Source organism: Kribbella sp. NBC_00662 (assembly GCF_041430295.1).
Lineage (GTDB): Bacteria > Actinomycetota > Actinomycetes > Propionibacteriales > Kribbellaceae > Kribbella.
The window spans coordinates 1,742,658-1,754,827 of the sequence record NZ_CP109029.1 but is presented as its reverse complement, the minus strand read 5'-3'; the positions used below and the strand labels follow the sequence as shown (position 1 = coordinate 1,754,827).

Sequence of the window (12,170 nt, the reverse complement as noted above, 5' to 3'; positions counted from 1 at the left end):
CCTTCAGCCTTCCCGGACCCTCAGCAGTGCGCTTCGCCGCGCTTCCAGTACCCCTGGAAGGAGATCGCGGCCTTCGGTATCCCGACGACGTTGACCAGGTGACGGCGTACCGACTTGATCATCGACGACTCGCCGGCGACCCAGGCGTAGTCCGGGGCGAACGGCAGCTCCGCCGACTTGAGCGCCTCGAGCAACGATCCGTCGGTGATCCAGGTGATGTCGGCGTTCCCCGGCAGCGCCCGTACGTCGGCAGCATCCGGTACGGCGATGAACACGGTGGCACGTACTCCGGCCGGGAGCTCCTCGAGGATGCCCGCCACCGCCGGAAGCGCCGTCTCGTCGGCGACCAGGATCCGTTGCACGCTGCTCGCCGGCGGCACGTAGTCGACGCCGGAGTGGAGCAGGCCCTTGACGCTCGTCGTGTCGACCGCGAACGGCAGCAGCAGACCGACCGCGTCGCCGACCTGAGCCTCGCTGACCCATGCCGAAGCCGGCCCGTTGACTCCGTGCAGGACGAACTCGACATCAAGCTCGGCGACCTCCGGGCGGAGTGCGCGCACGGTGTACGTCCGCATGATGAAACGCTCGTCGACCGGCTGCGCGCACCAGTCGGTGTACCACTCGGGGCCGGACGGCAGCCTGATACCGGCGCCGTTCGGGGGCGCGAGGAGGACCTTGATCCGCTGGTCCGGCCCGGCGGTCACCGCCTCCGCGATCCGCGGTGCGACGAACGTCACGCGGCGCAGATGCGGGCTCAGGTCCTCGACGGCCGCCACGGTGGCCAGGAGCGAGTCGAACTCGATCGGTCGCTCGAGCACAGTCGTCATACTGTGGTTTCTCCATAAACTTCGCAGGGGGGAGGCGCAGATGCGCACCCGAGGGCGGCCGGGTTATGGTGAAGCATCTAGAGGTTAGCCTTACCTAAGAGGATCCCGAAAGTCCAATGCCTCCGCCTAGTGCTGTCGCCTCCACCGACCCCGACCTGGCAGCCGCTCCCGCGCGTCCTCGACGCCGGGCCCGGCGGACCACGCTCGTCCTCGGCCTGGTCGGCTGCGTCGTGCTGCTGATCCTGGTGATGTTGCTCAGCATCGCGATCGGTTCGAAGCAGATCCCGCTGCCGACGGTGATCGATGCCCTGCGCCACTACAACGAGTCGAACACCGATCACGTGATCGTTCGCTCGCTGCGGGTGCCGCGGACGCTGATCGGTCTGATGGTCGGGGCCGCGCTCGGGCTGTCGGGGGCGTTGATGCAGGGCGTGACCCGCAACCCGCTCGCCGATCCGGGCATCCTCGGGGTGAACGGCGGCGCCGCGTTGTTCGTTGTCGGAGGCATCTACTGGTTCGGGTTGAGCACGCTGACGGCGTACGTCTGGCTTGCGTTCGCCGGCGCGGCGGCCGCGTCCGTAGCCGTCTATTTCCTCGGGTCGCTCGGGCGGGAAGGCGCGACGCCGGTGAAGCTCGCGCTGGCGGGTGCGGCGCTGACCGCGATGCTCGGCTCGTTGACGACGGCTCTGCTGATCGGTGACGTCGACACCTTCGACCAGTTCCGGTTCTGGTCGGTCGGCTCGTTCGCCGGCCGTGGCTCGGACGTGGCGGCCCAGGTGGCGCCGTTCATCCTGGTCGGGGTTGTGCTGTCGCTGTTCTGCGGGCGGGTGCTGAATGCGATGTCGCTGGGGGACGACGTGGCGAAGTCGCTCGGGCAGCGGGTCGGACTGGCCCGGTTGTTCGTTGCGGTTGTCGTCGTACTGCTCTGTGGTGCGGCGACTGCCGCGGCTGGTCCGATCGGGTTCATCGGGCTGACCATCCCGCACGTTGCGCGGCTGGTGACCGGGCCGGACTATCGATGGATCCTGCCGTACTCGATGCTGCTCGCGCCGATCCTGCTGCTCGGCTCGGACGTGATCGGCCGAGTCGTCGCGCTGCCGGGTGAGCTGCAGGTCGGGATCGTCACCGCGGTCCTCGGTGCACCCTTCTTCATCGTCCTGGTACGACGGCGGAAGCTGGCGGACCTGTGACGGCCGAAGCGGTTCATGTCATCGCGAGGGCGCGCGCCGCCCGGCAGACCCGTTCACTGGTCGTCATCGTCGTGCTGGCTGTCGTGGTGTTCGCGACCTTCTGCGTCTCGTTGTCGCTGGGAGACTTCAAGATCCCGGTGATCGACGTGGTGAAGACGCTGTTCGGCGGCGGTGACCACGCGACCGAGTTCATCGTCAACACGCTTCGGTTGCCCAGGGCGCTCACCGGTCTGCTCGTCGGTGCGGCGCTGGGCCTGTCCGGCGCGATCTTCCAGAGCATCGCCCGCAACCCGCTGGCCAGCCCGGACATCATCGGTGTGACGTACGGCGCCAGTGCGTTCGCCGTGTTCGCGATCGTGACTCTGGGCGTGACCGGCGTCGCGGTGTCGGCGTTCGCGATCGTCGGCGCGGTGCTGACCGCGTTCATCATGTACGTGCTGGCGTGGTGGCACGGGGTGTCGAGTTACCGGTTGATCCTGATCGGCATCGGGATCGGTGCGATCGCGACCAGCATCACGTCGTACCTGTTGACGAAGGCGCGGGTGGAGATAGCCCAGCAGGCGCTGATCTGGCTGACCGGGAGTCTGAACGGGCGGGACTGGTCGAACGTCCGGTCGCTCGCGATCACGTTCGTGGTCCTGCTGCCGTTCATGGTGATCCTCGTGCATCAGTTGCGGATCCTGCAGTTGGGCGACGAGACGGCGTACGGGCTGGGGTTGCGGGTGGAGGCGTCGCGGCTCGGGCTGATCGTGATCGCCGTACTGCTGGCCGCCGTGGCGACTGCCGCGGCTGGGCCGATCGGGTTCGTGGCGTTCGTGGCGCCGCCGATCGCACGGCGGCTGACCCGCTCGCCGGGGCCGGCGATGATCGCGTCCGGGTTGCTCGGGGCGCTGGTGGTGGCGTTGTCGGATCTGGTGGCACAGCACGCGTTCGGGGACACGCAGTTGCCGGTCGGCGTGGTGACCGGCGTGGTGGGTGCCCCGTACCTGATGTTCCTGCTGGCCCGGACCAACCGTGTCGGAAGTGGTGGCTGACAGATGGAGAACGTTGTGGAACACAGCTTGGCTGCTGACGGTCTTGCGGTCGGGTACGACCAGCGGGAGATCATCCACGACCTGTCGGTGCGCATCCCCACCGGGAAGATCACGGTCATCGTCGGCGCCAACGCGTGCGGCAAGTCGACACTGCTGAAGACCCTGGCGCGGTTGCTCAAGCCGTCGCGCGGGACCGTGCTGCTGGACGGCAAGAGCATCCAGCAGATCCCGACACGTGAGGTGGCGACCAAGCTCGGTCTGCTGCCGCAGTCGCCGACCGCGCCGGAGGGGATCACGGTCGCAGACCTGGTCGGGCGTGGCCGGTACCCGCGGACGCGGTGGATCCAGCAGTGGTCGAAGTCCGACGACGAGGCGGTCGCGGAGGCGATGACGTCGACCGACGTGTTGTCGATCGCTGACCGGCCGATCGACGAGCTGTCCGGTGGGCAGCGGCAGCGGGTGTGGATCGCGATGGCGCTGGCGCAGGAGACCGACATCCTGCTGCTGGACGAGCCGACCACGTTCCTGGACCTGACGCATCAGATCGAAGTGCTCGATCTGCTCGTCGATCTGAACAAGTCCGACGACCGTACGATCGTGCTCGTGCTGCACGACCTCAACCAGGCCTGCCGGTTCGGCGACCATCTGATCGCGATGAAGGACGGCGCAATCGTTGCCGAGGGCAACCCAACCGAGGTGATCACCGAGGACGTGGTCCAGGACGTCTTCGGCCTGGCCGTCAAGGTCGTCCCCGACCCGGTCGCCGGTACGCCGCTGGTCGTACCGATCGGCCGGCACACCACCCGTGACAACTCCTCCGGCTCGGAGGCCGCGGAGGTCGCCTCGGGGAGCAACCCCGCGGCAGCCGCCCTGGCCGCCAGCGCCGCGGCCAACGGGATCTGTCGCCCGAGCTGATCGTCAGCGCACCGTTTCGTCGGTGGGGCTGGCTAGGGTGGCCCACATGTTGTCAGTCCTCGGGTATCACCGGGCCGTCCTGGCGTTCGTTCGCCGGGTGGACGAGCGTGCCTGGACGGCGCTGCACGGTGGGCCGGAGGGCGATGTCGGCGACGTGCTGTTGCGGAATGCATACCGGCTGGAGGAGGACGCGCATCCGGTCGTACATCGGGCGGGGCGACGGGCCGCCGAGGCGCTCGGGGTGGCGGAGGAGGTCGAGTACTTCCAGGTGAGTGGCGAGCCGAATGCGGCGTACATTCACCAGGCGAAGCCGGTCATCCTCTTCCAGGGACCGTTGCTCGATCGGCTGGACGAGGACGAGCTGACCGCGGTGATCGGGCACGAGCTCGCGCATCGGCTGTTGTGGGAGGCCGAGGACGGTGGGTACCTCGCGGTCGACAGGCTGCTCGACGCGGCGGCCGGTGACGCGCGGACGCCTTCGCAGTACCTCGAGACACATCGGCGGTGGTCGTTGGCGACCGAGCTGTTCGCGGACCGGGGCGCGCTGACGGCATGCGGTGACCTGCAGACCACGATCCGTGCGTTGCTGAAGCTGGAGACCGGCCTGAGTACGGCCGACCCCGCGGCGTACCTGCGGCAGGCGGAGTCGCTGGATCTGCGCTCGGGGAGTCGTGGGACCACACATCCTGAGGCCGTCGGGCGGGCCTGGGCGTTGAAGAACTGGGTCGACGGTGAGTACGTCGAGGAGTTCGTGACCGGGCCGCTCGACGTTGACGCGCCGGACCTGCTCGACGCCGCGCTGCTGCGCGAGCTGAGCCGGGACTTTGCCGGTCTCATCGCGCAGACCGAGGGCCTCCGGACCGATGCGGTGGCTACGGCGGCTGCCGGCTTCGTGGACGCTCCGGCCGAGCCAGGGGGAACTGTGCGGTTCGACGAGCCGTTGACAGTGCGTCCGGTGGATGGGGCCCCGATGCCACGACCGAGACCGCTGGCGGCGGCGACCACGCGGTACCTCTGCTACCTACTGCTCGATCTCGCGACCGCCGATCCGGATGCCGGCGACGCCGGACTGATCGGGTCGCTGGCCCTCGCGCGGCGGTCGGGGCTGCCGGGGTACGTCGATGTCGCGGATGACGAGCTGGGATGGAGTGACAAGCAACGAGCGAGGTTCGTGCAGGCTTCGGAGGTGGTCGGATGAGCGCTGAGGATCTCGTTGCGCTGGCCGTCTCCCAGGGCGGGCTGGGCAACGACGCGTTGCTGGCTGCGGTGCTGCCGTTGTTCCACGAGACGGCCGCTGTGCACGAGCGCGGACTGGTCGCGCCGTTGCGCGGTCTGGATCGGATCGTCGTCGACGAGCAGAACCGGCTCGGTTTCGCGCCCGCGGATGCGGGCCGGCCGACGCTGGCCGCGCGCGAGCTCGATGCACGGCAGGGATCGCGGCCGACCGCCGTCGAGGTTGTCACGCACCGGCAGTCCGACTTCGACCTGGGCGAGAGTGGCGGTCGGGAGAAGACCGTCGTGCCCGAGCCGGTGCCGGATGCGATCACTTCGCCGACGCTGGTCGCGGGTTGGCAGAGCTGGGAGCACGTGGTCGGTCACCACGACCAGCTCACCGACATCTTCAGCCTCGGGCAGCTGCTGCTCGCACTCGGCTGCGGGCTCGACCTGTCCCGTACTGCGGATGTCGCCACCCTGATCGATGCCCGAGGCAACTTGTACAAGCTCGATCCGGATCTGCATCCGGTGATCGTCTCGGTGGCCGCGCAGATGGTCGAGCCGGACCGGCACCGGCGCGCGCAGGACCTGCACTCGTTGATCGAACAGCTCGAGAACTACCGCGACCAGCCGCTGGACTTCGACGTCGAGGCGATCGTCCGGGGCGCGGCGGATCGGCGCACGGCGGTGCTCGGCGCGTTGCGGGACCGGCTGTTCGACCTGTCCCGGCGCAATCGGCTGATCAACTTCCGGCCGACCGCGCAGACGCTGAACCTCACCGAGGTGTCGGTGCCGCTGATGCTCGACGTACGGACGATCCGCTCGGAGCAGTTGTTCACCTGGCGGGACGAGCTCGCCGGTGAGTTGCTGAAGAAGGCGCAGCCGCTGGGCAAGTGGGTCCGGTACGACGAGGCGCCGTACGCCGCGAACACGTTGGACAAGCTGATCTCGACCGCTCGTCGCGACCGGGCCGACTACGGGCAGGATCAGCTACGGCTGGTGCCTGCGTTCCTGCGGTGGCACGACTTGAAGAACGATCGCGACACCCGGATCGCGTCGCCGTTGGTGCTGGCGAAGGTGGAACTGACTCGCAAGCGCGGTGTGCGGGATTCGTACACGCTGCGGGTCACCGATCCGATCGCGGAGGTCAATCCGACGCTGCGGCACAGTCTGCGGATCTTGTACGGGATCACGTTGCCGGAGACCGTCGACCTGTCGTCGCCGGGCGCGCTGAGTCAGTTGCACGAACGGTTGGCGAAGGAGATCCAGGCGACCGAGCCCGGGTTGCAGTTGCACTTGCGGGAGAAGCCGCGAATCGATCTCGTGCGGCAGCGGGCGATGACGCGGTTGCGGACGTACAACCGGCGTCGGCGCGGGAACGTGGCGACCGGGTTCGGCGGGAAGCAGTACCCGTACTCGTATCGGCGTACGGACTATCAGCCGTTGGGTGTGCAGATCTACCGGACGCAGATCGCTGAGCAGACGCTGCCGCTGGGGATCGTGCTGGGTGAGGCGCCGCGGCCGGCGCGGGCTCTCGAGACCGATGTGTACTCGCTCGACACCGAGGGCGGGCCGTACTCGTGGGACGTCGATCTGTGCGCGGTCTCGCTGGCGAACTTCAACTACCGGACGCTGGGACTGGTGCGGGACTACGACGACCTATTGACGAGCGGGGAGTCGGCGGCGTCCTTCGAGCAGCTGTTCTCGGATCGTCCACGGCCGATCGGGAGTACGCCGCCGGAATTGGCGCCGGCTGACCGGCATCTCGTCGTACCTGCTGACGGCTCGCAGGTGGCGGCGATCGCTCGTGCGCGGCGAGGCGAGAGCTTCGTGATCCAAGGGCCGCCTGGGACGGGGAAGTCGCAGACCATCACCAACCTGATCGCGGACTTCGTCGCGCGCGGGAAGCGGGTCCTGTTCGTTTGCCAGAAGCGGGCCGCGCTGGATGTGGTGCATGCGCGGTTGGCGAGCCAGCGGCTGGACGGGTTGTGTGCGCTGATCCACGACTCCCAGGCGGACAAGAAGGCGTTCGTGCACGGGTTGCGCGACACGTATGAGTCGTGGCTGTCTGCTGATGACGACTTCGACGCGTTGGAGACGCGCCGAGCCGAGTTGGTGGCTCGCATTGACCGTCTTCTCTCCACCGTGGAAGCCTTCGAGCACCAGCTGACCGCGGGTGCTCCACCTCTCCGGGAACTCATCAACCGCCTGGCCGAGCTGCACGCGCACGCTTGGCGCCCGACCGAGGCCTCCGTGGCGCCGGCGTCCCCCGTGCGTCCGGTGGTGCCCGGCGTCGCGGAGTGGTGGGGAGTGCGCGACGCGGTGCGTGAGGCCGCTCGGGAGTTGGCCTCGGCGGATCCGGCTACCGGTGGCGTGCTTGCGCGGAGCTCGCTCGCGTTCATCGCGACCAAGCACTGGGACGACGCCGACGTGACCATCCCGGCCCGCGAACTCCGCACCCGCTGGGACGCGGTAGCAACCGCCTTGGCGGCGCTGGATGAGCCAGCTGCGCCGGCGGCCGACGCGGGAGGCGCGGGGCGGGTGGGTCTGCTCGTGGGGGAGGTGCGTGGGTTTGCTCGGCTTGGGCGGGTGGTGGAGCCGTTGGCGGGGGTGGATCGGGTGGAGGCGATTGTGCCTCGGTCTGCTGTTGCTCGGGAGTTGGCGGCTGCTGGTGATGAGCGGAAGCGGCTGGTGGTGGCTGAGGGAACGGCTTGGAAGGAGGCCGCGGGGTGGAGCGACCCGCTGGCGCCGGCTGACGCACGGGCCGCGTTGAAGGTTGCTCAGGGCAAGGAAGGCGGGGTGTTCTCGTTCCTGAGTGGTGATTGGCGTCGGGTGAAGAGCCTCGTCCGATCACGCTTCGACTCGACCGACCGCGCCGTACAACCATCCATCACCGACACCCTGACCGATCTGGTAGCCGCGTACTCCGCGTCGGCCGCCGTCCAGGAGCACGTCGTGCAGACCCGGCGCGAGTGGGCCGTCGACGACCCGGGCGAGCTGATCGACGAACTAGCCGCGGCCCGCAAGGCCGTCCCCGACTGGCAGTTCGTACTCCGCGACGGTGCCCCCGCCGAGCTCGCCCGCCTGGCCGACGCGCTCGACCAGGCCGAGGAGTCGACCCAGGACCTGCTCGCCGACCACTGGGACACTCTGACGGTCGACGAGCTCCGCGCCCTCGCCGACCGGCTCATCGCCGAGAGCCCCGTCGTACGCGCGGTCGGCCCCAAACTGCGCGACCTCGCCGACGCCCCACCCGCCGTACTCACAGCTCTCCGCCAACTCGACGCCTCACCCGACCAGCTCGAGTACGCCGTGTGCGCCGCCGAATGGGAACGCGCCCGCGCAGCCGCGCCCCTGCAACTCTCCTCCGCCCGGGTCGACGCGATCGTCGGCGAACTCAGCATGGTGTACGACGACCTGACCGAGCTCAACGCCCAAGTCGTCACCGCCCAGGTCCGCCGCCGTTTCCTCGCCGAGGTCGCGCACTCCGAGCAGAGCGTCACCGGGATGTCGCCCGAGGACCGCGAGCGGAAGAAGACGTTCGCGACCGGCCGGCGCGAGCTGGAACACGAGTTCGGCAAGGTGATGCGGTACCGCTCGATCCGCGACCTCGCGTCCGGCGCGCCCGGCGAGGTCGTCTCGGTCCTGAGGCCGGTCTGGCTGATGAGCCCGTCGTCGGTCTCCGAAACGTTGCCCTTGACAACCTCCTTCGACGTCGTCGTGTACGACGAGGCCAGTCAGATCCCGGTGGAGGAGGCGATCCCGGCCCTGCATCGTGCGCCGCAGGTGATCGTCGTCGGTGACCAGATGCAGCTGCCGCCGACGCAGTACTTCCGCGTGCGGACACCGGACGAAGAACTAGTCGAAGACGAGGCGGCCGAGCAGGTCGGGATCGCGCTCACCGAGGACAGCTTCCTCTCGATCAGTGCTCTGCGGCTGGCGTCGACGATGCTCACGTGGCACTACCGGAGCCGCTCGGAGGCGTTGATCTCGTTCAGCAACTCGGCGTTCTACCAGGGCAAGCTCGCGACCGTTCCGGATCGGCTGCCACCGCATGCGGCGCCGCCGTGGACGGTGCGGTCGGACTCGCCGATGGTGTCCGAGGTCTGCGACAGCATGCTGGCGGGGAGCATCACGGCGGTGCGGCTCGTCGACGGCGTGTACGTCCGCCGTACCAATCCGGCCGAGGCGCGATGGATCGCCGCGTTGGTGCGGGAGACGTTGGTCCGGCAGACCGGGAAGAGCCTGGGGATCGTTGCGTTCTCCGAGGCCCAGCAGAGCGAGATCGAGCGGGCGCTGGACGAGCTGGCCGAAGCGGATCCGGAGTTCGCGGCGCTGTACGAGGCGGAGCAGGTGCGTACCCACGGCGAGCAGGACGCCGGCCTGTTCGTGAAGAACCTGGAGAACGTGCAGGGCGACGAGCGGGACATCATCCTGATGAGCGTCTGCTACGGCACCGGTCCGGACGGCCGGATGCTGATGAACTTCGGCCCGATCAACACCTCCGGCGGGGAGAAGCGCCTGAACGTGATCTTCAGCCGCGCCCGTGAACACATGGTGATCGTCAGCAGCATCGAGCCCGAGGCGATCACCAACACCTACAACGACGGCGCCAACACCCTCCGCCGCTTCCTCGCGTACGCGACTGCGGTCTCCCGGGGCGACCACGTCGCCGCGAAGGCCGCCCTCACGCCGTACGCCGTCAAGGCGCCGGCGTCAGCTCGGCCGAGTGCCGTGATCGAGCAGCTCGCCGCGGCGCTCGAAGCACGTGGCGTGGAAGTGGACACGGCTGTCGGTGAGTCGGTCTTCCGCTGCGATCTCGCACTCAAGCTCCCCGAGGACGCCGGCTATCGCCTCGCAGTACTCGTGGACACGCCCGACCGAGTCGCCTCGGACACGCTGCTCGAGCGCCTCACCACGCATCCGAGCGCGTTGACCACCACCGGCTGGCGGGTCCACCACGTGCTCACCACGGACTGGACCCGCTCACCGGAGACCGTCATCGCACAGCTTCTGAGCGCTCTCCAGCGCCCGGTCGATTAGCCGCCCATCAGAAGCCTGGCGGCCACCGTCGCTCCGTCGGTCTTGATCTCTCCGCCCACCTTCACAGCCTGAGCCCGCGTTTCCGGACTCAAAGCGATCTCGAGTGCGGCTGTCAGCGAGTCGACGGTCGGCGTCGCGCGTTCGTGCGCGGCCCCGATCCCGAGCGCTTCGACCCGGGACGCCCAGTACGGCTGATCCGCGATCAGCGGTACGACGACCTGCGGAGTACCCGACCGGGCCGCGGTTGTCGTGGTGCCGGCGCCGCCGTGGTGCACGATCGCCGCGACCCTCGGGAACAACGCCTGCTGGTTGACCTCCCCGACCACGAAGCAGTCCTTGCCTTCGTCGGCCAGGTCCAGCCCAGCCCAACCGCGGCTGAGCAGTACGCGGCGACCGTGCGCACGGCACGCCTCGATGGCCGTCCGGGCGATGTCCTTCGGCGCGTACGCGGCCATGCTTCCGAACCCGACGTACACCGGCGGCTCGCCGGCCTCGAGAAACGCGTCCAGCTCATCAGCCAGTGGGCGGTCGTCACGCAGCAACCACGCGCCCGTTTGGACGATGTCGAGGTCGGTCATGCCATTCGACGGACACAGGACCGGATCCGCGGCGAGCCACGGGTGCTCGGTCAGCACGTAGTCCCGCACGTTCTCCACCGGCGGCAGGCCGATCTCCGCGCGGTGGCTGTTGAGGGAAGGGCCGTACAAGGCGTTGACGCGCTCGGCATCCTGCTGCCACAACACGCGTCGATCGGTCTCGCCTTCCGGCGACGGCGTACCCGGCCGTGCTCCCGGCGAGAAATGCTGCGACGGGATCCCACCCAGGTGGAAGCACGCGAGCACGTAGCGGATGCCGAGTTTGTCGGCGACGTCCCGCGCACCAGCCGGCATCAGACCGGTCGCCACCACCGCTTCGCAGCCCTGCGCCACGGTGCCGAGCGTTTCGAACCGCGCGGCGACCAACTGGGGTGCCAGCTCGAACGCCGCATGCCCTGACGGTGGTTTCGGCGCCGTGACCACCGACTTCACCGAGGGCCCGAGCGGCACCATCGGTACGCCGGCCCGCTCGAGCAGCGCCTCGAAATCGTCGTCGGGCGGTGCGCAGACCGTTGCCTCCGCACCGAGCTCCTGTAGCGCAACCGCAAGCCCTGCCAATGGCTCCACATCGCCGCGCGATCCCCACGTTGCCAACACAAAACGCACTGGCCAATCTCCGTTCCCCGAGCTCCGACGAGCTGATCGGCCCACCATTCTGCGAGCCGAACCGGGGCTTGCGGCAAGTCCCCTGAGCCGCTATACGTTGGAAGTAGAGGGGGATCGACGCAGCTGGTAGACGATCAGTCCGGCCAGCAGAGCGCCCAGCGTGCCGAGGGCCAGGTCGCCGAGGGTGTCGGTGTACGCCGTCTGTAGTTCGGGGGAGTTGCGGACGAACGCGACGTACTCGCCCAGCTCCCACACAACCGCAGCGGTGGCGCCGAAACCGAGGGCCACGAAGGCGGTGAGGCCTCGCGACAGGCCGCGCGGCGCGAAAGCGAGCAGCACCCCGGCGGTGAGGAAGCCCCAGAGGACGAAGTGCATCGCGTCGTCCCACCAGTCGACGGTGTCGAACAGGTTGAGCCGGTTGCCGATCAGGTCGATCAACCACGGCAGCGTCATCAACAGATCCGCAGGCCACGGGAACGTGCGGTGGAGTTTGCTGCGCGTGCGCCCGTAGGCCCACCACCACAGCGGGAGCACCATCGCGCCGATCGGGTAGACGACCAGGCGGGCGGTCGACGCCTTGCCCTTGATCCCGCTCAGGTCCGGCCAGATCAGGGCCGAGAGCAACAATGCGAACAGCAGTACCTTTGCGGCCACTGCGGTGTAGCGCAGCCAGTTCGTCCGCGTCCCGGGGACCGTGGTCACAGCCATCGTCGTCATGCCTCCCAGTCAATCGGGCCGCTGGGC

The 12,170-nt window shown here is 68.7% G+C and carries 8 protein-coding genes; 5 read left to right on the top strand and 3 right to left on the bottom strand.

The window, feature by feature from the left end; genetic code table 11:
• Positions 1-20: 20 nt before the first annotated feature.
• A complete protein-coding gene (locus OHA10_RS08875; protein ID WP_371405683.1) occupies positions 21-827 on the bottom strand; it encodes a siderophore-interacting protein in 807 nt (268 codons plus the stop codon).
• A 116-nt stretch (positions 828-943) separates the two neighbouring features.
• Here OHA10_RS08875 and OHA10_RS08870 point away from each other — a divergent pair, with 116 nt between their 5' ends.
• From OHA10_RS08870 to OHA10_RS08850, 5 genes are read left to right on the top strand one after another with little or no spacing between them, the layout of a single operon-like run.
• Positions 944-2,017, top strand: coding sequence for a FecCD family ABC transporter permease (locus OHA10_RS08870; RefSeq protein ID WP_371405682.1), 1,074 nt, complete (start codon positions 944-946; stop codon positions 2,015-2,017).
• Entirely contained in the window at positions 2,014-3,051 is a 1,038-nt protein-coding gene (locus tag OHA10_RS08865) for a FecCD family ABC transporter permease (RefSeq protein WP_371405681.1), read from the top strand. The genes OHA10_RS08870 and OHA10_RS08865 overlap by 4 nt, the downstream gene beginning before the upstream one ends.
• A gap of 3 nt (positions 3,052-3,054) precedes the next feature.
• Entirely contained in the window at positions 3,055-3,966 is a 912-nt protein-coding gene (locus OHA10_RS08860) for an ABC transporter ATP-binding protein (protein WP_371405680.1), read from the top strand.
• Positions 3,967-4,012: 46 nt separating this feature from the next.
• Positions 4,013-5,164 (top strand): M48 family metalloprotease, encoded by a 1,152-nt coding sequence (locus OHA10_RS08855; RefSeq protein ID WP_371405679.1) that lies wholly within the window; start codon positions 4,013-4,015, stop codon positions 5,162-5,164.
• Positions 5,161-10,224, top strand: coding sequence for an AAA domain-containing protein (locus OHA10_RS08850; RefSeq protein WP_371405678.1), 5,064 nt, complete (start codon positions 5,161-5,163; stop codon positions 10,222-10,224). Before OHA10_RS08855 ends, OHA10_RS08850 begins: the two co-directional genes overlap by 4 nt.
• On the opposite strand, the gene OHA10_RS08845 is transcribed toward OHA10_RS08850, so the two are convergent.
• Both OHA10_RS08845 and OHA10_RS08840 read right to left on the bottom strand, forming a co-directional pair.
• A complete protein-coding gene (locus OHA10_RS08845; RefSeq protein ID WP_371405677.1) occupies positions 10,221-11,387 on the bottom strand; it encodes a glycosyltransferase in 1,167 nt (388 codons plus the stop codon). The genes OHA10_RS08850 and OHA10_RS08845 overlap by 4 nt on opposite strands.
• Before the next feature lie 129 nt (positions 11,388-11,516).
• Complete coding sequence (locus OHA10_RS08840) at positions 11,517-12,143, bottom strand: hypothetical protein (RefSeq protein ID WP_371405676.1); 627 nt, start codon at positions 12,141-12,143, stop codon at positions 11,517-11,519.
• Positions 12,144-12,170 lie beyond the last annotated feature (27 nt).

Coding starts and splice junctions, on each gene's coding strand:
- OHA10_RS08875 (WP_371405683.1), bottom strand. CDS start 827: ATGACGACTGTGCTCGAGCGACCGATCGAGTTCGACTCGCTCCTGGCC.
- OHA10_RS08870 (WP_371405682.1), top strand. CDS start 944: ATGCCTCCGCCTAGTGCTGTCGCCTCCACCGACCCCGACCTGGCAGCC.
- OHA10_RS08860 (WP_371405680.1), top strand. CDS start 3,055: ATGGAGAACGTTGTGGAACACAGCTTGGCTGCTGACGGTCTTGCGGTC.
- OHA10_RS08855 (WP_371405679.1), top strand. CDS start 4,013: ATGTTGTCAGTCCTCGGGTATCACCGGGCCGTCCTGGCGTTCGTTCGC.
- OHA10_RS08850 (WP_371405678.1), top strand. CDS start 5,161: ATGAGCGCTGAGGATCTCGTTGCGCTGGCCGTCTCCCAGGGCGGGCTG.
- OHA10_RS08840 (WP_371405676.1), bottom strand. CDS start 12,143: ATGACGACGATGGCTGTGACCACGGTCCCCGGGACGCGGACGAACTGG.